Source organism: Flavobacteriales bacterium (genome assembly GCA_020635395.1).
GTDB lineage: Bacteria > Bacteroidota > Bacteroidia > NS11-12g > UBA9320 > UBA987.
Map to the genome: position 1 here is coordinate 100,788 of JACJZV010000001.1, position 23,520 is coordinate 124,307.

The 23,520-nt window shown below is 39.6% G+C and carries 23 protein-coding genes; 13 read left to right on the forward strand and 10 right to left on the reverse strand.

The annotated features are described in order from the left end of the window. Positions 1-40 precede the first annotated feature (40 nt). From H6607_00415 to H6607_00440, 6 genes are all read left to right on the forward strand, one after another. Complete coding sequence (locus H6607_00415) at positions 41-2,059, forward strand: M13 family metallopeptidase (protein ID MCB9260828.1); 2,019 nt, start codon at positions 41-43, stop codon at positions 2,057-2,059. A 149-nt stretch (positions 2,060-2,208) separates the two neighbouring features. Next, complete coding sequence (locus H6607_00420) at positions 2,209-3,519, forward strand: UDP-glucose/GDP-mannose dehydrogenase family protein (GenBank protein ID MCB9260829.1); 1,311 nt, start codon at positions 2,209-2,211, stop codon at positions 3,517-3,519. A gap of 6 nt (positions 3,520-3,525) precedes the next feature. Then, positions 3,526-4,500 carry an SDR family oxidoreductase gene (locus H6607_00425; GenBank protein ID MCB9260830.1) on the forward strand — a complete coding sequence of 325 codons (975 nt, stop codon included), beginning with the start codon at positions 3,526-3,528 and terminating at the stop codon, positions 4,498-4,500. A gap of 65 nt (positions 4,501-4,565) precedes the next feature. Further along, positions 4,566-4,733, forward strand: a complete 168-nt coding sequence (locus H6607_00430; protein ID MCB9260831.1) for a type II toxin-antitoxin system HicB family antitoxin — start codon at positions 4,566-4,568, stop codon at positions 4,731-4,733. A gap of 214 nt (positions 4,734-4,947) precedes the next feature. Beyond that, entirely contained in the window at positions 4,948-5,367 is a 420-nt protein-coding gene (locus H6607_00435) for a hypothetical protein (protein ID MCB9260832.1), read from the forward strand. 36 nt (positions 5,368-5,403) lie between these two features. Continuing rightward, entirely contained in the window at positions 5,404-6,207 is an 804-nt protein-coding gene (locus tag H6607_00440; GenBank protein ID MCB9260833.1) for a hypothetical protein, read from the forward strand. 3 nt (positions 6,208-6,210) lie between these two features. On the opposite strand, the gene H6607_00445 is transcribed toward H6607_00440, so the two are convergent. Both H6607_00445 and H6607_00450 read right to left on the reverse strand, forming a co-directional pair. Next, complete coding sequence (locus H6607_00445; protein MCB9260834.1) at positions 6,211-6,861, reverse strand: DUF2461 domain-containing protein; 651 nt, start codon at positions 6,859-6,861, stop codon at positions 6,211-6,213. Between the two features lie 82 nt (positions 6,862-6,943). After that, complete coding sequence (locus H6607_00450; GenBank protein MCB9260835.1) at positions 6,944-7,987, reverse strand: SRPBCC family protein; 1,044 nt, start codon at positions 7,985-7,987, stop codon at positions 6,944-6,946. 163 nt (positions 7,988-8,150) lie between these two features. Here H6607_00450 and H6607_00455 point away from each other — a divergent pair, with 163 nt between their 5' ends. Next, complete coding sequence (locus H6607_00455) at positions 8,151-10,433, forward strand: SPOR domain-containing protein (protein MCB9260836.1); 2,283 nt, start codon at positions 8,151-8,153, stop codon at positions 10,431-10,433. Between the two features lie 62 nt (positions 10,434-10,495). Continuing rightward, the gene (locus H6607_00460) at positions 10,496-11,131 is read left to right on the forward strand and encodes a putative DNA binding domain-containing protein (protein MCB9260837.1); all 636 of its coding nucleotides are present in this window, start codon (positions 10,496-10,498) and stop codon (positions 11,129-11,131) included. On the opposite strand, the gene H6607_00465 is transcribed toward H6607_00460, so the two are convergent. Together H6607_00465 and H6607_00470 are read right to left on the reverse strand one after the other, a co-directional pair. After that, entirely contained in the window at positions 11,118-11,861 is a 744-nt protein-coding gene (locus tag H6607_00465; GenBank protein ID MCB9260838.1) for a shikimate dehydrogenase, read from the reverse strand. The two genes, H6607_00460 and H6607_00465, sit on opposite strands and share 14 nt — an antisense overlap. Continuing rightward, positions 11,854-12,765, reverse strand: coding sequence for a DUF368 domain-containing protein (locus H6607_00470; protein MCB9260839.1), 912 nt, complete (start codon positions 12,763-12,765; stop codon positions 11,854-11,856). The genes H6607_00465 and H6607_00470 overlap by 8 nt, the downstream gene beginning before the upstream one ends. A 482-nt stretch (positions 12,766-13,247) precedes the next feature. On the opposite strand from H6607_00470, the gene H6607_00475 reads away from it, so the two are divergent. From H6607_00475 to H6607_00485, 3 genes are read left to right on the forward strand one after another with little or no spacing between them, the layout of a single operon-like run. Continuing rightward, entirely contained in the window at positions 13,248-14,198 is a 951-nt protein-coding gene (locus tag H6607_00475) for a calcium/sodium antiporter (GenBank protein MCB9260840.1), read from the forward strand. A 15-nt stretch (positions 14,199-14,213) separates the two neighbouring features. Further along, positions 14,214-14,783, forward strand: a complete 570-nt coding sequence (locus H6607_00480) for a leucyl/phenylalanyl-tRNA--protein transferase (protein MCB9260841.1) — start codon at positions 14,214-14,216, stop codon at positions 14,781-14,783. 12 nt (positions 14,784-14,795) lie between these two features. Next, the gene (locus H6607_00485; GenBank protein ID MCB9260842.1) at positions 14,796-16,682 is read left to right on the forward strand and encodes a hypothetical protein; all 1,887 of its coding nucleotides are present in this window, start codon (positions 14,796-14,798) and stop codon (positions 16,680-16,682) included. Here the strand turns inward: H6607_00485 and H6607_00490 are convergent. Both H6607_00490 and H6607_00495 read right to left on the reverse strand, forming a co-directional pair. Then, positions 16,666-17,607 (reverse strand): chorismate-binding protein, encoded by a 942-nt coding sequence (locus H6607_00490; GenBank protein MCB9260843.1) that lies wholly within the window; start codon positions 17,605-17,607, stop codon positions 16,666-16,668. The two genes, H6607_00485 and H6607_00490, sit on opposite strands and share 17 nt — an antisense overlap. Before the next feature lie 95 nt (positions 17,608-17,702). After that, positions 17,703-18,125 (reverse strand): hotdog fold thioesterase, encoded by a 423-nt coding sequence (locus H6607_00495; protein ID MCB9260844.1) that lies wholly within the window; start codon positions 18,123-18,125, stop codon positions 17,703-17,705. Between the two features lie 11 nt (positions 18,126-18,136). Between H6607_00495 and H6607_00500 the strand changes: the two genes are divergently transcribed. After that, positions 18,137-18,760 carry a histidine phosphatase family protein gene (locus H6607_00500; GenBank protein MCB9260845.1) on the forward strand — a complete coding sequence of 208 codons (624 nt, stop codon included), beginning with the start codon at positions 18,137-18,139 and terminating at the stop codon, positions 18,758-18,760. A gap of 11 nt (positions 18,761-18,771) precedes the next feature. Here H6607_00500 and H6607_00505 read toward each other — a convergent pair whose 3' ends face one another. Genes H6607_00505 through H6607_00520 form a run of 4 tightly spaced genes read right to left on the reverse strand, consistent with a single transcriptional unit; the run spans position 18,772 to position 22,448 of the window. Further along, positions 18,772-19,533 carry a fumarylacetoacetate hydrolase family protein gene (locus H6607_00505; protein ID MCB9260846.1) on the reverse strand — a complete coding sequence of 254 codons (762 nt, stop codon included), beginning with the start codon at positions 19,531-19,533 and terminating at the stop codon, positions 18,772-18,774. Positions 19,534-19,536: 3 nt separating this feature from the next. Further along, positions 19,537-20,553 carry a 4-hydroxy-2-oxovalerate aldolase gene (gene dmpG / locus H6607_00510; GenBank protein MCB9260847.1) on the reverse strand — a complete coding sequence of 339 codons (1,017 nt, stop codon included), beginning with the start codon at positions 20,551-20,553 and terminating at the stop codon, positions 19,537-19,539. 15 nt (positions 20,554-20,568) lie between these two features. Beyond that, positions 20,569-21,093 (reverse strand): SRPBCC family protein, encoded by a 525-nt coding sequence (locus tag H6607_00515; GenBank protein MCB9260848.1) that lies wholly within the window; start codon positions 21,091-21,093, stop codon positions 20,569-20,571. Beyond that, positions 21,090-22,448, reverse strand: a complete 1,359-nt coding sequence (locus H6607_00520) for a dipeptidase (GenBank protein ID MCB9260849.1) — start codon at positions 22,446-22,448, stop codon at positions 21,090-21,092. The genes H6607_00515 and H6607_00520 overlap by 4 nt, the downstream gene beginning before the upstream one ends. A 141-nt stretch (positions 22,449-22,589) precedes the next feature. On the opposite strand from H6607_00520, the gene H6607_00525 reads away from it, so the two are divergent. Further along, entirely contained in the window at positions 22,590-23,477 is an 888-nt protein-coding gene (locus H6607_00525; protein ID MCB9260850.1) for an Omp28-related outer membrane protein, read from the forward strand. The last annotated feature ends 43 nt before the right edge of the window (positions 23,478-23,520 follow it).

Consider the following 23,520-nt stretch of genomic DNA (forward strand, 5'->3'; position numbering starts at 1 on the left):
CAAATAACATTTTATTTGTGTCGCAATTAGTTTTTTAAGAATGAAGAAATATTTACTACCCGCCTTATTGTTTGCGGCTATTTTAAGCAGTATGAAATCAGATAAAAACAACAACCCAGTGGCTTTTGACCTGAACAATTTGGATAAGAGTATTTCGCCATGCGATAATTTTTATAAATATGCCATTGGCAATTGGCAAAAACTTAATCCAGTACCTTCCACCGAAGGCAGATGGATGAGTTTTAATATTCTGGACGAAGAAAACCGAAAAAAAGTGCAGGGTATTTTGGACGAGGCTCTTGCCACCAAAAATCCAAAAAAAGGCAGCGACCTCCAATTAATTAAAGATTTTTACACCTCTGCTCTTGATTCTAATTCTCGAAAAGAAAAAGGACTAAAAGCCATCCAGCCGCTATTGGAGGCAGTTAACGGAATAAATACGTTGGATGATTTGAGCCTTATTTTTGGAAAACTTCGCACTTATGGCATTACCACTCCTGTTGCTTTTTATGTTGGTAGGGATGATAAAAATAGTGAGCAATATGTTGTGAATGCAGGACAAAGCGGCCTATCTATGGGTGATAAGAGCTATTATCTGAAAGATGAAAAGAAGTATGAAATCATCCGAAAAGGGTACTCAAAGCACGTCGCAAAGATTTTTAAACTGGCGAAGGTTAAAGCCAAATCTATTGGCAAAAATATATTGGATATTGAAACCGAAATTGCCAAAATAAGTTGGGATCGTCAGGAATTGCGTGATGCAGACAAGACGTACAACAAAATGGCGGTGGCTGATTTTGACAACAAATTAGTCAACCTAAACATTCGCAAAATGATTGAAACAATGGGCATGCACAAAGTGGACAGCTTGGTGGTTGGGCCGGTAAGCTATTATGAAAAACTCGATAATGTGGTTTCAAAAATAAATCTAAATCAATGGAAGGATTATTTAAAATGGCAAATTCTGTCTCAATATGCCCCTCATTTGGGTGATGATTTTGAAAAGGAGAATTTTAACTTTTTTGCCACCACCATGCAGGGGGTTAAAGAAATGAAACCCCGAAAAGAGCGAATTCTGCGTGTGGTTGATGGCCGATTGGGAGAACCCATTGGCAAAATCTATGTAGAAAAATATTTTCCACAAGAATCAAAGGAATACATGACCGAACTCATTGAAAACCTGAGAGATGCCTATAGAGAAAGCATTATTAACCTGACGTGGATGGGCGATGAAACAAAGGTGAAAGCATTGAAGAAACTGGAATCTTTTAGCTATAAAATCGGATATCCAAACAAATGGAAGGACTATACCCAACTTGATATAACCGCTGACAATTACTTGCAAAACTTGATGAACTCATCGCTATTTGGTTTTGAAATGATGACAGACAAATTGGGCAAACCGGTGGACAAAGACGAGTGGTTTATGACACCTCATCAGGTAAATGCATATTACAACCGAAGCGGAAATGAAATTGTGTTTCCCGCGGGAATTTTGCAACCACCATTTTTTCATCCAACATTTGACCACGCCATAAATTATGGGGGTATTGGTGGAGTGATTGGACATGAATTTACCCATGGTTTTGACGATCAGGGTTCGAAATATGACTGGGATGGAAACAAAAATGACTGGTGGACAGACGAAGACCGCAAACAATTTGACGCTCTTACCACCAAACTTGCCGAACAATACAGCAAATACGAAGTATTACCCGGTGAGTTTGTTAATGGCCGATTGACTTTGGGTGAGAATATTGCCGATTTGGGCGGCATCACTTTGTCTTACATGGCCTGCGAAAAGGTGATGTCGAAACAAAAAGACCAAATGGTGGATGGTTTTACATGGCAGCAGCGTTTCTTTTTGGGCTGGGCCAATGTGTGGAAAGGAAATATTACCGACGAAACTCTTCGAAACCGTATAAACACCGACCCGCACTCTCCGGCAGAACAAAGGGTTTTAGGCCCATTGGCAAATCTTCCACAATTTGAAGAAGCCTTTGGTTGCCACGAAAAACCAATGATGAAGGCTGACACGGCACGGATAAAGATTTGGTAGCGTTTTAATTTTTTGTTGAAACCACCAAACGGTATCAGATGTCAATTTCTTAACCGTTTTATAATATGCTTTCCGTAAGTTTGCGGCCAATTTTAAAATGCTCCGAATTTGGTGCATTGCAAAATAATTTTAGACTATAAAAAAGAAGAATGAAAATAGCAGTTGTAGGTACGGGTTATGTGGGGTTAGTTTCAGGTACTTGTTTTGCCGAAACGGGCAACAATGTAACATGTGTTGACATTGACGAAAACAAAGTAAATAGCCTAAAAAATGGCAAGATAACCATTTACGAACCCGGTCTTGAAAAACTTTTTGAACGAAACCTAAAAGAGGGTCGTTTGCATTTTACCACCAACTTGGAAGAGGCCGTAAAAGAAGCCAAAATCATTTTTTTAGCGTTGCCAACTCCTCCGGGAGAAGACGGCTCGGCTGATTTGAGCTATGTACTCGGCGTGGCTGATCATCTCGGAAAAATAATGACCGAATACAAAGTATTGGTTGATAAAAGCACTGTTCCCGTAGGTACAGCTGCAAAAGTTCATGCCGCCGTTCGTGCCAACTACAGCGGCGAATTTGACGTGGTTTCAAACCCGGAATTTTTGAGAGAAGGTGTGGCCGTAGATGATTTTATGAAACCCGACCGTGTGGTGGTAGGTTGCAGCAGCGAACGTGCCGAAAAATTGATGGCAGAGTTGTATGCTCCATTTGTAAGACAAGGTAATCCGGTTATTTTTATGGATGAAAAATCGGCGGAGCTGACCAAATATGCCGCCAATTCATTTTTGGCTACCAAAATTACGTTTATGAACGAAATAGCCCGAGTATGCGAGCTTGTGGGGGCCGATGTGGATAAGGTGCGAAAAGGCATTGGCACAGATACAAGAATTGGCAATCGTTTTTTATTTCCGGGCATTGGCTATGGCGGGTCTTGTTTTCCAAAAGATGTGAAAGCTTTGGTTAAAAGCTCGGCCGAAGTGGACTATGATTTCAAAATATTAAATGCAGTAGAAGAGGTAAACGAAAGCCAAAAAACCTATTTGATACCAAAAATTAAGGCACATTTTGGCGGAAACATTTCGGGCAAAAGGTTTGCTATTTGGGGGTTGGCTTTTAAACCAAATACCGATGATATTCGTGAAGCTCCTGCTTTATATTTAATCGATGAATTGACTGCGGCTGGGGCAACCGTTTCGGCATTTGACCCCGAAGCTATGGAAAACGTAAAACGCATAAAAGGCGATAAAGCGGCTTTTGTAGAAAACATGTATGATGCGTTGGCGGATGCCGACGCACTAATTGTGGCAACAGAATGGGCGGAGTTTAGAAACCCCAATTTTGAACGAATTACAGAAGCACTTAAAAACAAATTGATTTTTGATGGTAGAAATGTGTTTGATTTGAGCAAAATGCGAGAATTAGGTTATACCTATTATTCCATTGGTCGGGAAACGATTAAATAAAAAAGGATGAAAAAAGTGTTGATTACCGGAGGTGCCGGTTTTTTGGGTTCGCATTTGTGCGAACGATTTATCAAAGAAGGTTTTCATGTAATAGCTATGGACAACCTGATAACTGGAGACATGAAAAACATCGAACACCTGATGCCGCTCGAAAATTTTGAGTTTTATCATCACGATGTTTCAAAATACATTCATATACCCGGAAAACTGGATTACATACTTCATTTTGCTTCTCCGGCAAGCCCTATTGATTATTTAAAAATACCTATTCCAACGCTAAAGGTTGGTTCGCTCGGCACACACAATTGCCTTGGTTTGGCATTGGCAAAAGGGGCTAGGATGCTTATTGCTTCTACGTCTGAGGTGTATGGCGACCCAATGGTTCATCCTCAAAACGAAGACTATTGGGGAAATGTAAACCCAGTTGGTCCGCGTGGCGTATATGACGAAGCAAAACGTTTTCAGGAGGCCATGACCATGGCCTATCACACCTTTCATGGGGTAGAAACTCGAATTGTTCGAATATTTAACACTTACGGACCTCGAATGCGTTTGAACGATGGTCGTGCGTTGCCAGCTTTTATAGGTCAGGCTTTGAGAGGTGAGGATATTACGGTTTTTGGTGATGGAAGTCAGACCCGTAGTTTCTGTTATGTCGATGATTTGATAGAGGGGATTTACCGCTTGTTGATGAGCGACTATGTGCACCCGGTAAACGTTGGGAACCCCGATGAAATAAGTATTTTAGATTTTGCCAACGAGATTATTAAGTTAACGGGAACCGACCAAAAAGTGGTTTTTAAACCCCTGCCAAAAGACGACCCAAAACAACGCAAACCGGATATAACTCGAGCCAAAGAAATTTTAGGGTGGCAGCCAAAAGTAAACAGAGCCGATGGTTTAAAAATAACTTACGACTACTTTAAAAATCTTCCAACCGAAGATTTATACAAATACGCACATCCGAGAGAGTTTAAATAGGAGATCATTGGATCCCTTTGCTTGTGAGTTTGTTTAGGATTCAACAAACCATTGTTTTTGATATTATGCTGACGTATAAAATTCTCTTAAATAAGGCACCAGAAGGTGGCTATTGTGTTTCGGTACCTGCTCTTCCTGGGTGTCTTACTTATGGCGAAAACATTGATGAAGCTTTGTTGATGACTAAGGAAGCAATTGAATTGTACATAGAAGAACTTCAGGAAAGAGATTAGCCAATACCGGATGACCAAAACACACTTGAATACTCTTTAAATGTTGAATGAATATGAATTTATCTCCCAGGCACTTAATTAGAATTCTGGAAGAAAACGGTTTCATATTCAAACGAGCTAAAGGATCACACCAACTTTTTTAGCTATTCTTAAACAAGCCGGAATTGAAAAAATGTAATACCAACCAATTTTTCCATATCTTCGTTAAACGATTATGCAAATTAAAAATCCATGTCCGGCCTCAATAGCCCGAATGAAGAAGCAGGGCAATTCTTTCTATTGCAAAGGTTGCCAAAAGTTTGTGGTTGATTTTCGGGATAAATCCAATGACGAAATCAAAGAAATAATTGGCTATGGCGGTTGCGGAATTTTTAGAAACGACCAGCTAATCAACCAAAAAAGATATGGCGGATGGGGACAAGCCGTTTTCTATGCCTTGATGGTTTTGTCATTTGTCGGATTTAGTGTAAAGCCCATGAAAGCGGAGGCAACAGAAATTTTGAACCCAACTGAAACGGTCTGTGCAACAAAAGATGCATCCCTTTCAAATGAAAAACCCAACCCGTGGCGGTGGCCGCGATTTTTGAGGAGGAAAGGAAGGCAGGTCATGGGGAAAATTAGAGTAATAGAATAATTCACAATTAAATCAAAACACGCTCGTTTTTTAACCATGAAATACATTTTTTATGGTGTGTTGATCGTTTTTGTATCTTGCCAGAAAAATAAACCTTTTGAAACGGAGAAAGAAAAGGCCATTCATAGCGATACGAGCCATTTGCAGCTCGTGATTGAACTAACCAATACCGACACAATTCCTATTGAAACAACTGCCACTCAGAAACCGAAAAACACACCGCATAACGATTCTTCTCATAGAGAGGAAACTCCCTCTTATCAACTTGCGAAATCAACCATAAAAGCAAGGAGAAATGCGTTGGCAAAGGCATACAACCATTTGAGAGGAGATAATGCAAAGGGGCATTTTTTGGATTCGGTGTCGTTTATTTTTAAAGATTTTTTGATTAATCAAATTATCCCTTACTGGTATGGAACCGAATGGGATTTTAATGGATTTACCGAAACGCCGAAACAGGGGAAAATTGCCTGCGGATACTTCGTTTCGACCACCTTGAAGCACGTTGGTTTGAACTTAAATCGGTATAAATTGGCACAACAAAATCCGGAGAATGAGGCCAAAATGCTGGCCATTGATGAGCAAAATCAACTTAAAATCAGCGACTTAAAATCAGGATTTTATTTTGTGGGGTTGGATTATCACGTTGGGTTTTTGTTGGTGGAAGGTGGCAACAAATACTTTATCCATTCCGATTATTTTTCAGGTGAGGTAAAAAAAGAACGCATTGAGACCTCACGGGGTTTTAGAAGCAGTACCTATTTTGTGACTAAATTAACCGAAAATCGAGCGTTGATGAAAAGGTGGCTAACGAGTCAGACGATTGAAATTTTGCAATAATGCTTATTTGCCAAGTGTGGCTTTAAAAAAGCTTATAAACTCTTTGCCAGCCTCATAATGTTGCATAATAAAGGGCAACAAATCGGGCTTGGTCGGAATTTGTTGGTCGTGATACTCTGCCATGTAGTAAAATTGTTTGTTATACACCCATTCATTATCTCCAAATTCTTTCAGCTCTTTTGGTAAAATCTTATTTTTCTCGCCTTTGATGGAGGTGTAAAATTTAATAAAATCGGGGTTTTGAAGCATTTTGTCCCACGTTTTTGGATTGTTGGCAATGGCCATTCTTATTTGCTCCAACTGGTTTTTTTCGGGCATATACATACCGCCACCAATCCATTGCTCTTCGGCACTTAGGTGCAAATACATACCAGGTATGGTCATATCCTTCCGTCCGCCATCGCTTATAACAGCTCCAACGTGCAGTTTATAGGGCGATTTATCTTTGCTAAATCGGATGTCTTTATTTATTCTAAATGTGGCATCTTTTACCAAAAGCTTCGAACCCGTTGCTTCTATCAAATCGGCCACCAATTGCTCAAAAGGCTTTTTTACTTCTTTATCGTAAATTTTTTTATTGTCTAAAAACCACTCTCGGTTGTTGTTGGCAGCCAGTCCTTTAAAGAAATCAACAAATGCTTTATTGAAATACATATCCAAAATAATTTTTGGCTAAAATAACAAAGCCGATGCATCTTTTTACATCGGCTTTGTCAAGAATATTTTTAATGAGAAGTTATTCTCCGGCATTTGTGGCTTCCGTATCTTTCATTTTGATGGGGTAAAGTATGCGAGTAAGCCATTTAGATTGATCAGGCTCGGTTGATGGGTCGGTAACATATTCTTCCAACACAGAGCCTGCATTTTCCATGTTTTTAGAAGTGATAAACTCATTAATTGCTTGATGAGCAGCCATCATGTTGTCGTAGTTTCCATAATAATTAAGCACGGCATATTGGCCTTCCGGCATTTTATACACCTCAAATCCGGAGGGGGCTTTGTCACCTTTTAGAGGTATTGCTGCGGTCATATCGGTCATTTTGGTGGTTTCATTCCAAACAAAATACATTCCGCAAGGTACACCAACCATGTTGTCTTTGCCAACTGCGGCAAACAAAACGGGCATGGTTCTTCCAAGATAGGCCATAACACTATCTTGTGAAATAGTTACTTTTTTACCGGCATAGTTCATGGCCGATCTATTTTCCAATTTTATTTCAAATTGTGGAGTTGCCGGAGCTTCTTTGGCTTGTTTTTCGCTCAACTCTTTAAGATTGACTAAACCTTCTGTATATTTTGATTTCATCATTTTTTCTGCTCCAAAAATGGCAGCCATCAGGTTTTTTCCGAAAGCATAGTTTTGATGATAGGTGTGGGTGACATTTACCTTTCCGTCTTGTTCTGATAAGCTTATAGAAACGTCTCCTTTGCCAAAACCGTGTGAAACGGTGGATGTAACCAAGTGGTTTTGATTATCAATTTTTGTAACGGTTTGGGTGCCTTTACCAACTTTGGGGATTTCGCTACTCCAACTCATCCAAGAACCCACTTTCCCTTCATTTTCGCTAAAATCAACTTTCATATTCTCATCTTCTACCCACCATGGCGACCATTTGTCGGCCTTTTTTAAGTCATAAACGTTCTCCCACACCAAATCCATTGGTGCGTCAATGGTTTCTTTAACTTCAATGTTCATTTCTTTAGGCAAAATAAGCGAGGCTATTAAACCTAAACCAATGATGACGAGAAGTAAAATACCGAGTACTTTTAATACTTTCATATTCTGAGTTTTAACAATTAGGCCACAAAATTTAGAAATTTCAACCACATTGTCGAAGATTTTTTACAAATCAATATCATTTGTGTGTTTTAAAATTAGGTATATCATCAATAAAAAAATCAAATAGTTATATTTGTAATAACCTCAATGTTACCCCAATAGAATGAAAAAGCTCTTAGGATGGATAGTATTGCTGCTAGCCAGCAACAATTTGTGGGCTCAATACCCACGCACTTTTGCCAATACAAACTATGGAGGAATGCAAAGCATTTCCTTTAATCCGGCCAATATTGCCGATAGCCGATATCGATTTGTAGCCAACCCATTGTCCTTTTATTTGGATGTGAACAACAATTTTGTGAACGTAAGAACGCCCTATAGTCAATGGGCTGCACTGTTCAACAACTTACCTGATTATTATTTGGATGAAAATGGTTTGCCGATTTATGAAAGAGCCTATACCGAACAACGGCTAAATGGACACCGAAAGCAGGCTTATGCTACTTCGGAAGTGATGGGGCCATCTTTTATGTTGGGATTTAAAGACAAAAGCGGTATTGGTTTTTCTACCAAAACCAGATTGTTTGTGAGCATGAATAATCTAAATGAAGACCTTTTAAAGATTTTTTTAGAAGATTCTGACACTACTTACAGCGGCTATACGGCCAACGCACATCAACTAAAATATAAAAACAAGCACAATGTTCAGGACCATTTCGGAATGGGGGCGTTGGCATATCAGGAGTTTGCAGTTTCTTACGGCAAAATTTTTTACGAAAAAGAAGAACATTTTATTAAAGCCGGAGCCAGTCTTAAATACAACATTGGCTTGGGGGCAGCATACCTTTCGGCAAGCAATTTGAGCTATGAGTTGATTAATGTGGACAGCCTCAGGTTTGATGCGGCAGACATGACGGCAGCATATACCTCCGATAGGTATTTTACCGACCAAGACAGAAGATTGTATCATTACCTTGGCAAAGAGAAACTTGGCAAGGGCATGGGCATTGATATTGGTTTTGTTTACGAATACCGACCCGGATACAAAGACTTTAAATACCGAATGGATAGAAAAAACTTTGAGGATAGAACAACCAACAAATACAAATTTAAAATTGGGGGATCTATCAATGATTTTGGCAGAATAAAATTTAACAATAGCCCATATACACAGCAACTCAGCATTTCAACCGACACCCTATACACTTGGGATAATTTTGAGAGTGTAAAAAAATTTAATGGCACTCAAGATATAGATTCATTTGCAGGAGAGCTTTTTAGAACCACCCAAATAGACAGCTCATTCAAGGCCAATTTGCCAACCAGCCTAAACCTAAGTTTAGATTATTTGATAAAACCAAACTGGTATGCCTCGGCATCTTATGTGCAAAGCCTAAGAGGAAATAGGGTAAGGGGCGTTCGCAAACAAAATGTTTTTTCTACTGGAATACGTTATGAAACGCGGCGGTTTGAAGCCGCCGCCAACGTTGTGGTTGGGCATTTTTACAACCCTGTTTTGGTGGGGGCTCATGTGCGAGTTGGCCCATTTTATGTGGGAAGCGACAATTTGGGTGGAATTTTTTCGCCCACCACCACCAATGGCTTTAATATTTATACCGGATTTCAACTGGCCATTTTGCAAAACAAACCACCCGATACCGATGGTGACGGTGTAAGCGATGACGAAGACCAATGCCCTGATGAATTTGGCAGCGATAAAGCAAAGGGTTGTCCGGATGAAGATGGAGACCGAGTGCCGGATGATGAAGACAATTGTCCGTTTACACCAGGAACGAAAAAAACGCATGGCTGCCCCGACCCTGATGAGGACGGTTTGGTAGGTGCCGACGACCATTGCCCCGATGTTTTTGGCGAAAAAGAAACCCACGGCTGCCCCGATACAGACGGTGATGGAGTGGGAGATGATGTGGATGCCTGTTTGACCGTAGCAGGCCCGGTTGAATATCATGGTTGCCCAGAACCGCCGGAAGAAAAGGAGATAGAAAAGCCTATTGAAAAGGTTGAACCAAAAGAAACACCCGAAATTCAAGAAAAACCCAAACCCACTATAGACCCACCCAAAGTGGAAGTTCCAAAATCAGAAACACCAAAAGTGGAAACACCAAAGGTGGAGAAACCAGCACCCACCGAAAATATTACTGTACATGAGGTGGTTGATTTGATGAATTTTGAGGAGTATGACTATTACCTCATTTTGGGTGCCTACAAAAACAAAGATTTGGCAGACAATTTAGTAAAAAAGTTAAATAAAGAAGTTGGTGTGCTTACCTACATATATTATGATGAGCAGAACGGAATGAATTATGTAACTTTTGGCCGAGCCACCGATAAAACATCAGCACAAAATCAACTTAAAATTTTAGACAGACCTGATGTGAATAGTCGGATAAATGGCCATGTTTGGTGGAAAAAAGTGCCAAAATAAAAAGTCTTTCAAACATCTGGATAAAATAGTTTGTTGGTTAAGTAGGGCTAAAAAAGATTCTTGTGAGCAAGCACATTTATAAACTGTTAAATCAAGGGGAAGACGAAACCCTCGACTACAAACAGGCTATAACCAGTGCATCAAAAATTGCCAAAACCATGTCGGCATTTGCCAATCATAAAGGTGGAACCTTGTTGGTGGGGGTAAAGGACAATCGAAAAGTGTGCGGCATACAAAGCGAAGATGAAATCTATATGCTCGACATGGCAGCCCGATTTTATTGTAAACCGGAAATAGATTTGGAGATAATAAGGCATCAACTTGGAGATAAAGAAGTGCTGGAATGCCGAATTAAGGAGGGAACCGATAAACCCTATTATGCCAAAGATGATGAAGGCAAGTGGTGGGCATACATTCGAGTAAAGGATAATTCGTTATTGGCAAGTAAAATCGTGCTTGATGTTTTAAAACGTGGCAATTCTGAAAAAGGGGCTTTTATTGAATTTGGCCACAACGAAAAGGCAATTTTGGAATATTTAGAAACCAATCATAAAGTTACCCTCGAACAGTTCAGAAAGTTGGTAAACATTTCAAAAAGGAGGGCATCAAAAATATTGGTAAATCTAATAAGTGCCGGTGTGGTGCGGTCGCACACCACCGAAAAAACGGAATTCTACACCCGATCTAATCAGTTTTAGCAATAGCTTGTTGCCATATTTTCCAAGCGGCTTCGGCTTGGTTAACCAACATTTCATAGCCGTTTTTTATTCGGCAACCTCGGTTTAAACCTTCAGACAAAAAGGCAGTTGTTCGGGGTTTGTATATCAAATCAATCAGAATGTTTTTTGGGTTTAAAAATTGATATGGAATATCTGGTTTTTCTTCCACATTGGGCCACATGCCTAACGGAGTAGTATTAATAATGGTGGTATATTCTTGAATTATTTTTTTGTTCAACTTACCATACGAAAAACCAAAAGTTGGTTTACGGGAAACCAACAAATATTCCATTTGGTTCTTTTCCAAAACATATTTCACGGCCTTCGAAGCACCACCACTGCCCAATATCAAACATTTAGAAATGGATTTTAGGCCAATGGTTTCGAGCATTTTTTCAAAACCAATTACGTCGGTGTTGTATCCTATGGTTTTATTTTCGGCAAAAAGAATGGTGTTTACCGAACCTACGTTTTGTGCTTCGGGGCTTATTTCGTTGAGAAAGGGGATGATTTTTTCTTTAAACGGAATCGTTACATTCAGTCCAATTAAGTTTTGATTTTGTGCAAGCTCAGAAAAATCTTCAATGTGTTGTAGTTCAAATTTTTTATATTCAAACGGGAGGTTTAAGCATTTAAATTTTGCATTAAAATAATCGGGCGAAAAGCTGTGACCCAAAGGGTTTCCGATAATGCCAAACAGGTTAGGCATTATCTTTTTCTGGCGAAAATTTGCTCAACAAAACAATTAAGCCAACTCCAAATAGCACAAGCAAAACAACAAACAACGTTTGCGGATTATCGTAAGCCGATGGCAAAATGTTCTCTTCTATCAAGGGTTTTGCCACACCATGTCTATCAATAAAGGTTTCGATTGTGTTTTTCCATGGCCAAATTTTATTAAGCGAGCCAATAAGAAAGCCCAGCAGCACAGCAATGGTAACCTCATAATGTGTGTCGAGCAGCCATTTTAAAAAGCGACTAAAGCTGAGCAAACCCACTATAGCCCCCAAACCCAATGTGGCAATAAAAGTCAAATCCATTTCTGAAACAGCGGTAATCATGGCGTTGTACACACCCAAAAGCAATAGGATAAACGAACCTGAAATGCCAGGCAAAATCATGGCACAAATGGCAATAGCCCCGCAAATAAAGATGTACCAAGTTTGATTATTGCTGCTTTGTGGGTGCAAAATAGTTAGCCAAAAGCAAAAGGCTGTACCCAATATAACGGCCACAATTTGTTGCCATTGCCAGTGTTTTACCATTTTGCTAACCAAATAGATACTGCCCAAAACCAAGCCAAAGAAAAACCCCCATACAAGGTGCGGGTGATGCTCTAACAAGTATTTGAAAATTTTTGAAAAGGTGACAAAACTAACCGCAATTCCGGCAAACAAGGCCACCAAAAAAGTTCCGTTAATTTTATTCCAAACAAAGGCCAACCCCTCTGTTTTCAATTCCTTTAAAGTCTTGAAATTTATGGCATTAATAGAGGATAGCAGCCTGTCATAAATGCCTGTTATGAAAGCAATTGTTCCACCCGAAACTCCCGGAATGACATCGGCAATGCCCATAGCCATACCTTTTAAAAAAATCAACAGATGTTTTATCATATTTCCGTTGTGCTGTCGTTTATTCTAAATATAAAACCGGACAAAACTAATTGTAAATACTACATTTGAGGCAATGTTTGCAAAACGAAAATATCTTTTTTTAATTTTGGCCTTACTGGCCGTTGTATCATTGAGTTCGTGCGGTTCGCACAGGCAAGGCAAAAAGGGCTGTGGCTGCCCAACAGGTTTTTAATTTTCTCCATTAAATCACATAAAAAAAAGGCTCGCCATTTTGTGACGAGCTTTTTCTTGATAACATGCGATTTGACCTAAGCCAAATAAAATTGAAAACTTTACCGAAATCTCTCGGTTCGTGACTTCTGTTTCTTGACAAACTATATACCAATATCTAATAAAATGTAACTGGTTGATATATATTAGATTATCACGGAAGCCATTTCAAAATTGGTTTCTTTTTGAATCAAGTTTTCTTATTTATAGACGGTTATTGGTCTATTTTTGTAAAATGGTTAAACGGTAAAATGATTCAAGCCCTCGTTATATTTTCAGTCAGTTTGCTGGCACTCATTTTAGCTTCTAAATATTTTACAGAAGCCGCCGAACGTATCGGCTTGTCGCTCAATATGTCGCCTTTTATGGTAGGTGTTATCATTGTGGCCGTGGGTACATCACTACCCGAACTAATATCGGCCATCATAGCCTCCTTCAATAATCAATCAGAAATAGTAGTCGGAAATGTTTTGGGAGCCAATATTTCCAACATTTTTTTAATAACAGGCATTACCACGATTGTGGCAAAAAAGGGGATAAAGTTAGGCAAAGAATACATTTTCATTGATTTGCATTTTATGCTGGGTTCGGCCACTTTGCTCATTTTATTTTTGCTTGATGGAACACTTTCAAGGTTAGAAGGAATACTGCTTTTGGTTGGATTTTGCATTTATCAGGTATATCTAATGCGGTCGGAAAAACCTGATGAAATGCCCACATTGAATGACGAAGCTATCGTAAAAAATTTGGATAAGCTGAGATTAAAAGATATAGTGATAGTGGTGCTAAGCGCGGTGGCAATATTTGTTAGTGCAAGTTATACAGTTGGCAGCATCGAAAAAATAGCCATGCACCTTGGCGTTTCTCAAACAATAATTGGACTTACCATTATGTCCATGGGAACCACTTTGCCCGAATTGGCAGTGAGTATTTCGGCAGCACGCAGTGGTCATCCCGAAATAGCTGTTGGCAATATTCTTGGTTCTTGCATTTTCAATTCATTTACCGTTGCGGGCGTGGCAGCCATTGTAAGACCCATTCAATCGCAAGAAGCAGATACGAACACATCCATTATTTTCTTAATAGTGGCATCGGTGTTTTTTTATTTGATAAGTCAAGATAAAAAAGTGAGCAGATGGGAAGGTATGCTCTTCTTGTTGTTTTACGTTGTTTTTATCTTAAAAGTAAGTGGTTTGCTTTAGACCTTCGTTATGCTAATGTCTCCAAAACTGTCTCCGGTAGAGTTAATATATGCCTATTCTAATGGCTATTTTCCGATGGCACACGAGGATGATAACAACGAAATTTATTGGCATCGACCGGAGGGTCGTGGAATCATTCCGTTAGATGGTTTTTATGTAAACAAAAACCTAAAACGGTTATGGAAAAAAACACATTATCAGTTCAGCATTAATCAGCGGTTTGAGGAGGTTATAAAAGGATGCTCAAACCGAGCATCGACATGGATTAGCGAAGAAATTATTGAGGCTTATATTGAACTGCACAAAATGGGTTTTGCCATGAGTTTTGAAGTGTGGGATGATGAAAAATTGGTGGGAGGGCTGTATGGTGTATCAATAAAAAAGGCATTTTTTGGCGAAAGCATGTTTAGCATTGTGCCAAACAGCAGCAAACTTGCTCTTATTTTTTTGGTGGAGTATTTGAAAGAAAACGAATATCTACTGTTGGATATTCAATATCTAAACGACCACACAAAGCAGTTTGGCGGAATTGAAATATCCGACGAAAAATATTTAAAAATGCTAAGTAAAGCAATCGCAGATTAGTTATTATTGCCTGTGATAAAACTTAAAATAAATCAAATATGGAAAGCGGTAGTTCTGTTTTTCATATTCTTTGGTGCAAACAAAGCCTGGTCTCAAAGCCTGACTATAGATTATAGCGATACCGTATATCTAAATACGTCCAACAACAAGTTTCTTGGCTATTCTGTCATGGATTCAAATGAAATAGCCACAAAAAGGGTATTTTTAGCAGGAGAAAATCATACTTTTTTAGAAAGCAACAGCTTGCTGTGGGTGCAAAACATAAAATATTTGCATAGCAATGCAGGGGTTAGAAATGTATTGATGGAAGCCGGAGGGTCTATTGGTTGGCTTGTCAATCAATATGTTCAAACTGGAGATACATTCTATTTATCGGCCATTACCGAATACACGTTTGATGAGTACAGCGAGAGTTTTAAGTCGTTAAAAAGATTTAACAATAAGCTTGACAGCACCGAAAAGATAAAGGTTATTGGCATTGATTTGGAGCGTTCGGCACCATTGGCACTCAAAGTATTGAGCATGCTAATGCCCAAAGATAAAACCCCGCACGACAGCATTTCATTGCATATTGAGGCCATAGAAGGAATGGTAAAATATCAAGAAATAGAGAAGTTGGAAGAATCGGAAGAAGATAAGCAAGATCCTTTCAAAATATTTAAATACTTGGGCAAATCGTATAGAGAAAGACCAACCATAAGAAGAGTTATTGATAATTTTTATGGTCATAAAGAATATTACAAAGATTTTTTGGGAGATAATTTTAACCAGTTTGAAGATGTTGTTTATGGATTAAAAAAAGCTCTTGAGTGGTTTGATATGGAAGAAGATGATGCCACACAAGGCTATATTTTTAGAGAGCAATATATGTTTGGCCGATTTCGGGAGGTGTATGATTCGAATGCAGGCGGCTATTATGGCCAGTTTGGTAGATGCCATACAACCAAAACTAGAGTAGATCAAAATACCTGCAAATGGTATGCCTTTAAAAGTTTTGCCAACCGATTGTCGGAAGACCCAAACCTGGGGTTGGCCGACAAAGTCTTTACCATGGGCATTCTATATAAAAATGGTGATGAAGATGAGGATTTTGGAGAAAGCACCGAGAAGGTAAATGAAATATTTTATGAAATGGATGAATTGCGAGTTTTGTTGGTTGATTTCAAAACCAATGAAGTGCTGGCCTCCACCTTTGAAGCTAATTTTGACATGCTATTTTTCAACACGTGCTTTCCTTCTGAGAAGCATCCGTACTTTCATCGATTTGATGACCCAACAACTTTCAATATATTGGCAGGTCAATACTATTCTTACGATTTTGACCTTACCTCTTTAGCTCAATCCATTCCGGGGGCGATACCTTCAGAATATAGCAATCCAATAACGCTTTATGCCTTTTCGTATTCAAACAAAAATTATTCAGAATCAGGAAGAGTTTTCATGAGCCGATCAGTGATAGGTGGTTTCAAATCCGTAAATCAAAGTACAACTGCAGGAAACTCTACCAAATTGTCCGGATTTATGTGGAACACACACTACTTGTTTGATTTGTTACCAAATGTAAAGGCCGTTGACATTGCACCGGGTCTTAGTTTAGGATACACAAGGCTAAAACTAATGGTGGATAGAACCGATGCAACAGGAACAGCGAGTTTAGACGATGGATTTTTGGGTACCGAGAGCAAATCGATATACTATAATCCTGCAATTACAACGGGTTGGATATTTTCGGTAGGCTTTAATCTGGGAGCATTAAGTTTATTTGGCGAGATGGGTCAGCAATTTGATTTAAGCAATAAAAATTGGAGAGGAAACGGACAATTGCTAACCGGAGGACCTGAAACCAGCATTTCTGGCAAATTTTTTAGTGTTGGTATTGGTTTTAATTTTGAGGGTTAGTGGCAATCAAATTTCCCATTACTTCCATTTTTCGGTTTATTTCTTCCCACTCGGCAGTGGGGTTTGAGTCTTTGTTTATACCGGCTCCGGCATACAGGTTTAGGACATTTCTACCAATTTTCATACAGCGGATATTGACGAAAAATTCGGATTTATGGGTATTTACAATGCCCAAATAACCACCGAAAAGTTCACGGTCAAACAATTCATTTTCGCCAATAAAAGCAATTGACTTTTCTTTTGGGAAACCCGCCAAGGCCGGTGTTGGGTGCATTTTTTCCACCAAATCATCACTGTGCAAATTAACAGGCCATTCGGCAGAAATGTGGGTGCAAAGGTGTTGAATGGTTCCCAAATTTTTGTTTACCGCTTGATGTTGGGCTATTTTTTTAAAACCGTTTTGATGGAGTAAATCTGCAATATATTCACCCACAATTTGATGCTCATCAATTTCTTTTTGACCCCACGAGGTTTGCGTTTCAAATCGGGTTCCGGCCAAAGCCATAGTTTCAAAATGGCGATTTTGAAGTCGAAAAAGAAGCTCGGGGCTTGCCCCAAGCCAGACTTCATTTCTTATTTTCAGCAAATAACAATACGAATTTGGTATGAGTACACAAGCCCGATACCAATCAAAAACATCGATTTCTGAAATAGAAATATTGCGAAGGCCGCCAACCACCACTTTTTCAATTTTGTTTGATTTACACTCATTTATTGCTTTTTCGACAATGGACTCATACTGGCTTTGACTCGTAGTTTCGGTTATTTCTATTTCCGATAAAAGCGTGTTAAGTAGAGAAAATTTCATAATAGCATCCGAGTCAATTTCTATCGAATACGTTATAGATAATTTATTGATTTGTCGTCCATTAAAGGGGCAAAACGCAAAATAAGGAGAGTCGTCAACCACAGTTTTTTCACCCAAAATATAAACTTCAATTTTTGTGGAATCTGGCCTTTTTAAACAGAAGAAACTCTTGCCTTGGAAAATTTCAGAAGAAAAAATGGCTAAATCATTTGTCATTTTTTGTCAATTACAGCCGCAGTAAATCTTGATTTGCAAACCATTTCTCCACTCTCATCGGTTATGTCGATGTTCCAAACCTGAGTGCTTTTGCCCAAATGAATGGCGGTAGCTTTGCCAAAAACCCAACCGGAGCGAACAGACCGGAGATGATTACCGTTTATTTCAAGTCCAACACAAATTTTGTTTTGATTTTGTAAATAAATATTTCCGGCAAAACTGGCCACCGTTTCGGCCAAGGCCATGCTGGCACCGCCATTTAAAAGTCCGTAAGGCTGCACGGTTCTGCGGTCAACGGGCATTTTTATGGTCAAAAAATCAGACCCAATTTCCACCACTTCCATACCCAAAGCCTCAGATAGGGTGTTGCTCAAAAAATGTTGTAGCTCTTCAATTTTAATATTTTTGTGGTCGAACATTTCGCAGAATATTGACTACAAATAAAACGATTTATCTTATCAGACATGGTCAAACCGACTACAATAAGCAAGGAATTATTCAGGGTAGCGGCATTGACAGTGATTTGAACGAAACCGGCGTGCAACAGGCCTATGCTTTCTATAAACAGTACAAGCATGTGGATTTTGAGCAGATTTACATTTCTGAATTAAAACGAACCTTTCAAAGTGTAAAACCTTTTGTGGATGCGGGTTTTAGCCATGCCGTTTTGCCTGAATTGAACGAAATAAACTGGGGAATATATGAAGGCAAAAAGGCTACTTATGAGTTTACACAACGATACAATGAAGTGGTAAATAGTTGGCGAAAAGGTGAATTGCACACGCCCATAGAGGGTGGCGAAAGCCCAATGGAAATGTTTAATCGCCAAAAAATAGGTTGGCAAAGAATTATGGAAGAATCTCACGAAAACGTTTTGATTTGTATGCATGGTAGAGCAATGCGGAGTTTTTTATCACTTATTTTAGAAACACCCCTCAGCCGAATGGACGACTACGACCACAGCAACCTATGCCTCTACAAAATTGAAATAAAAGGGAAGCACAAAAGGTTGGTGGAGGCTAATAATATTAAGCATTTGGCGGGGTTGAGGTAGGAATCCTGAATTTACTCAAAACGCACCCCCACCATCCCCAATCCTTCCACCTCGGCAGAAACAAGGGTGTTAGGGTCAATAAAAACGGCAGGTGTGGCAGCTCCGGCCAATAAAATCGAGCCTTTTGGAAAAGGTTGATTGTATTTTGAAGCCAATCGTGAGGCATTGCAAATGGACAACAACGGGTTATCTAAAATAGCATTGCTACTGTCCGATTCTTTTATTTCCCCATTAAATAAAAGACTCATTTTCAAATCGTTTAGAGATTTGGGGAGAGATTGCCACTCACCTAATACGAAACCGCTTGATGAGCAATTGTCGGCAATAACGTCGGCCAATGAAAATTTGAAATTCTGGTATCGCGAGTCAATTATTTCAATGGCAGCACATGCCGATTCAATGTATTCGGGAATTTCTTCCAAGCTAATTTCTCGGTCAATGTCTTTCTTTACCAAAAAACCGATTTCGGGTTCGGCACGAGGATGTATAAATTTTGATAATGAGACAGTTTCGCCGTCTTTGAACCACATATTTTGCGTAAGCCTTCCCCAAATCATATCATGCACACCCATTTGCTCCATTTTGGCAAAACTGGTAAAACCCAGCTTTAATCCTACAAAACAATCGCCGCGTTTGTATCGCTCTTCCATGGAAAGACGTTGAATTTCGTAAGCATCCTCTTCTGTAATGTTTTGAGAAATAGTTATTTGCTCGATGGCCGTGCAATTGATGGCCGCCGTATCTAGTTTTTGTGCAATATCAATAAAATTCATGTTTTATTTTTTATTTGATGAGTTCAACAAGTCAAGAGCCACGTCAATAATCATGTCTTCTTGGCCGCCAACCATTTTTCGGTTGCCAAGTTCGGTCAAAATTTCTCGGGTATCGAGGCCGTATTTTTGAGCGGCACGTTCGCTGTGAAGCAAGAAACTTGAATAAACTCCGGCATAGCCGAGGCTCAGCGTTTCTCTATCCACCCGAACGGGTCGGGTTTGCAACGGTCGGATGACATCATCTGCCAAATCCATCAACATAAATAAATCGGAACTGTGCATAGCCTCCATTTTGTTTAAAACAGCTATCAACACTTCCAACGGGCAATTGCCCGCACCTGCTCCCATACCTGCCAATGAAGCATCGAGCCGAGTGGCACCGTGCTGCATGGCCACAATAGTGTTGGCCACACCCAAGCCGAGATTGTGATGACAGTGAATGCCAATTTCGGTTTCAGGTTTCAATGTATCTTTAAAGGCTTTCATTCTGTCAGCCACTTCGTCCATTAATAAGGCTCCGGCACTGTCTGTAACATACACGCAATCAGCACCATAGCTTTCCATCAAAACAGCCTGTTCAGCCAGTTTAATTGGTTCGTTCATGTGAGCCATCATTAAAAACCCGCCTACATCCATGCCTAATTTTTTGGCGGCCTCGATATGTTGTTTCGAAATATCGGCTTCGGTGCAATGTGTGGCAATTCGCACAGAGCGGACACCCAAATCGTACGCTTTTTTTAAATCATCAATAGTGCCAATGCCCGGAATGAGCAGGGTAGTTAAAACCGCATGATTCAAATTTTCGGCCACACCTTCCAACCAATCCCAGTCGGTATGTGCCCCAAACCCATAATTAAAACTTCCGCCTGCAAGTCCGTCTCCATGTGCAATTTCAATGGCATCTACATTGGCTTTATCCAATGCAATAGCCAAGTCTCTGATTTGTTGTTTGCTGTATTGATGACGAATGGCGTGCATTCCATCACGAAGCGTAACATCTTGTATGTACAGTTTCTTCATTTTATCTGAAAAAATTTACTTTTTACTTTTTAACAATTCTTCCAATCGTTTCATTTCTGCTTTTCTTTTTTCATCGATGGCCTGGCTTGCCCCATTTAGCATAAGTTTGTAGTACCAACCTTTTGGAGTGAGTTTTGTTTCAGCATTAACGGTGGTAATGCTATCATGCTGCTCCAGGTTAAAAATAGTTTCCATCACTATTTTATTGGCCAAGTTGGTTTGGGTAATGGCTTTTTTTTCTGAAATGACAGAGTCAACCGTATAAATGGCTCGTGAGCGGATTCGTCCATCCAAAAAGTACAAATTTGCTTCAAATGCCGGTTGATTGTAATCCGAACCAATGGCTTCTGTTTTTTCTAATTGATCCATCCATTGGGTAAAATATTCCGGATTCAAGCACATATCCAAACACTGATTGGCCGACATTTTCACCGAAAATGAGGACTGACTTTTGTGCGATGTTTTTACGAAAAGCATGGCTATAGCAGTACCTACAAAAGCAAAAATGACAAAAATGATGAAGAATTTTAATAACTTCATTCGGCAAAATATTTAAAGAAATAAGGGATGGTTTCAATGCCTTTGTAATAATTGAAAATACCAAATTTCTCATTGGGGGAGTGAATGGCATCGCTGTCTAAACCAAAGCCCATCAATACGGTTTTTAAACCCAAAGCTTCTTCAAAAAGAGCTACAATAGGGATGCTTCCTCCACCGCGAGTTGGAATGGGTTTTTTACCAAAAGTTTGTTCCATAGCTCTGCTCGCTGCAATATAGGCTTTGCTGTCGGTGGGTGTCACTGCAGCTTCTCCTCCATGATGAATGTCCACCTTAACTTTTACTGATTTTGGGGCAATACTTTCAAAATGATTTTTGAACAATTCAGCAATTTTGCCCGATTTCTGGTTGGGTACCAACCGCATCGAAATTTTTGCATTTGCCTTGCTGGGCAATACTGTTTTTGCTCCTTCGCCTGTATATCCACCCCAAATGCCATTCACATCAAGCGTTGGCCTAATTCCGGTTCGTTCAATGGTGCTAAAGCCTTTTTCGCCCATCACGTCATTTATTTCTAACTCATTTTTATAGGCTTCCAAATCAAACGGGGTTTTGGCCATTTCCGCACGGTCAGAGGAACTCACCTCCATCACATCGTCATAAAATCCGGGAATAGTAATATGTCGGTTTTCGTCGTGCAAACTACTTATCATATCGCAAAGCACATTGATAGGATTGGCCACCGCACCTCCGTACGTGCCACTGTGCAAGTCGATATTTGGCCCGATTACTTCCACCATAACGTAGCTCAACCCACGCAAACCCGTGTCGATACTCGGTATGTCGTTGGCAATCATGGCTGTGTCAGAAATCAAAACTACGTCGGCAGATAGTTTTTCGGCATGGCTACGCACATAATCTCCCAAATTTATCGAACCAACTTCTTCTTCTCCTTCCAACATAAACTTTACATTGCAATCAAGCGAATTGGTTTGCATCATCGTTTCAAAAGCCTTTACGTGCATAAAGGCTTGACCTTTATCATCGCAAGCTCCACGGGCATAAATGTTACCGTCTTTTATGGTTGGTTCAAATGGAGGTGTGTGCCACAATTCGTTTGGCACAGACGGTTGCACATCGTAATGGCCATAAACCAAAACAGTTGGTTTGGAGGGGTCTATTATTTTTTCGCCATACACAATGGGGTTGCCCGGTGTTTCTTCTAAAACCACATTATCGGCTCCGGCCAATTTTAATTTTACGGCCACATATTCAGCCGCTTTTCGAACATCATTTTTAAAGGATTTATCTGCACTAATGCTCGGTATTTTCAACCATTCCATTAGCTCGTTTAAAAAGCGTTCTTTGTTTTTGTTGATATAATCTTGTTGTGTCATTGCTTAATTTTTGGGCGAAATTAGGGATTAAATCAGTATTGGAATTTGTGGGATAACTTTTAAAAAAAATAGAACTATTTGAAATTTGAGATATAACACTATATTCGTGCTTTATTTCAAAAAATATTGTATAGATAGAATATGAAAAAGTTAATTTTACTAAGTGCCTTATTTGGCACAATGCTGTTTGGCTGTAAGGAGGATAACGGTACAGACACAACTCCAACTCAGGAAGAATTTTTAGCGTCAACTGAAAAACAAAATCGTAATGTTGTTTTGGAAGACATGACTGGTGTGCGATGTGGGTATTGTCCTGACGGACATCAAAGAGCAGCAGATTTGTTGGCTGCAAATCCAGGCAGAGTTTCGGTAGTTGCTGTTCACACAGGAAGTTATGCCGACCCTCAAGCTGGTTGGGGAAATTACACCAACAGTTATGGCAATGACATTCGTGCCCAAACAAAACTGACAGGATACCCAGCAGGTACTGTAAATCGTCAATATTTCGCCTCTTACAATCAAGGTGGCGGTACGGCAATGAGTAGAGGTCAGTGGGCTACGGCAGCCGCAGAAATAATGGCTGAAGCTTCTCCGGTAAACTTGGGTGCAAAAGCAACTTACAATTCTACAACTAAAGAATTGGCAGTAAAAATTGATATGTACTACACTGGAGATCAAAGTGCCAACGAAAACAGATTGAATGTTGCACTTTGTCAAAACAACATGAAAACAACACACGCTGATTACAGTTTACCATCTCCTTACATTCATAATGATTATGTTATGAATCATACAATGAGAGATTACTTGACCGGACCTTGGGGCGAGTTGGTTCCTTCGGAAAAAACAACTGAAGGTTCAAAATATTCGGTAACATACAAATATGACGTTCCCGGTGATTACAATGGTGCAACAGTTCCTCCAGGTGGTGGCGAAGTAGTTCCTGCTGATTTAGAGGTTACGATTTTTGTTGCCAAAGGACAACAAAATATTATTACAGGTATTACTGTTCCTGTAACTGTTCAATAATTTTAAATACATTTCATAAAATACAGGGCCATCGAAAGATGGC

What these genes read in the sequence shown, in the direction of transcription:
- H6607_00415 (MCB9260828.1), top strand. Translation starts at nt 41, where the DNA reads ATGAAGAAATATTTACTACCCGCCTTATTGTTTGCGGCTATTTTAAGC.
- H6607_00420 (MCB9260829.1), top strand. Translation starts at nt 2,209, where the DNA reads ATGAAAATAGCAGTTGTAGGTACGGGTTATGTGGGGTTAGTTTCAGGT.
- H6607_00425 (MCB9260830.1), top strand. Translation starts at nt 3,526, where the DNA reads ATGAAAAAAGTGTTGATTACCGGAGGTGCCGGTTTTTTGGGTTCGCAT.
- H6607_00430 (MCB9260831.1), top strand. Translation starts at nt 4,566, where the DNA reads ATGCTGACGTATAAAATTCTCTTAAATAAGGCACCAGAAGGTGGCTAT.
- H6607_00435 (MCB9260832.1), top strand. Translation starts at nt 4,948, where the DNA reads ATGCAAATTAAAAATCCATGTCCGGCCTCAATAGCCCGAATGAAGAAG.
- H6607_00440 (MCB9260833.1), top strand. Translation starts at nt 5,404, where the DNA reads ATGAAATACATTTTTTATGGTGTGTTGATCGTTTTTGTATCTTGCCAG.
- H6607_00445 (MCB9260834.1), bottom strand. Translation starts at nt 6,861, where the DNA reads ATGTATTTCAATAAAGCATTTGTTGATTTCTTTAAAGGACTGGCTGCC.
- H6607_00450 (MCB9260835.1), bottom strand. Translation starts at nt 7,987, where the DNA reads ATGAAAGTATTAAAAGTACTCGGTATTTTACTTCTCGTCATCATTGGT.
- H6607_00455 (MCB9260836.1), top strand. Translation starts at nt 8,151, where the DNA reads ATGAAAAAGCTCTTAGGATGGATAGTATTGCTGCTAGCCAGCAACAAT.
- H6607_00465 (MCB9260838.1), bottom strand. Translation starts at nt 11,861, where the DNA reads ATGCCTAACCTGTTTGGCATTATCGGAAACCCTTTGGGTCACAGCTTT.
- H6607_00470 (MCB9260839.1), bottom strand. Translation starts at nt 12,765, where the DNA reads ATGATAAAACATCTGTTGATTTTTTTAAAAGGTATGGCTATGGGCATT.
- H6607_00475 (MCB9260840.1), top strand. Translation starts at nt 13,248, where the DNA reads ATGATTCAAGCCCTCGTTATATTTTCAGTCAGTTTGCTGGCACTCATT.
- H6607_00480 (MCB9260841.1), top strand. Translation starts at nt 14,214, where the DNA reads ATGTCTCCAAAACTGTCTCCGGTAGAGTTAATATATGCCTATTCTAAT.
- H6607_00495 (MCB9260844.1), bottom strand. Translation starts at nt 18,125, where the DNA reads ATGTTCGACCACAAAAATATTAAAATTGAAGAGCTACAACATTTTTTG.
- H6607_00505 (MCB9260846.1), bottom strand. Translation starts at nt 19,533, where the DNA reads ATGAATTTTATTGATATTGCACAAAAACTAGATACGGCGGCCATCAAT.
- dmpG (MCB9260847.1), bottom strand. Translation starts at nt 20,553, where the DNA reads ATGAAGAAACTGTACATACAAGATGTTACGCTTCGTGATGGAATGCAC.
- H6607_00515 (MCB9260848.1), bottom strand. Translation starts at nt 21,093, where the DNA reads ATGAAGTTATTAAAATTCTTCATCATTTTTGTCATTTTTGCTTTTGTA.
- H6607_00520 (MCB9260849.1), bottom strand. Translation starts at nt 22,448, where the DNA reads ATGACACAACAAGATTATATCAACAAAAACAAAGAACGCTTTTTAAAC.
- H6607_00525 (MCB9260850.1), top strand. Translation starts at nt 22,590, where the DNA reads ATGAAAAAGTTAATTTTACTAAGTGCCTTATTTGGCACAATGCTGTTT.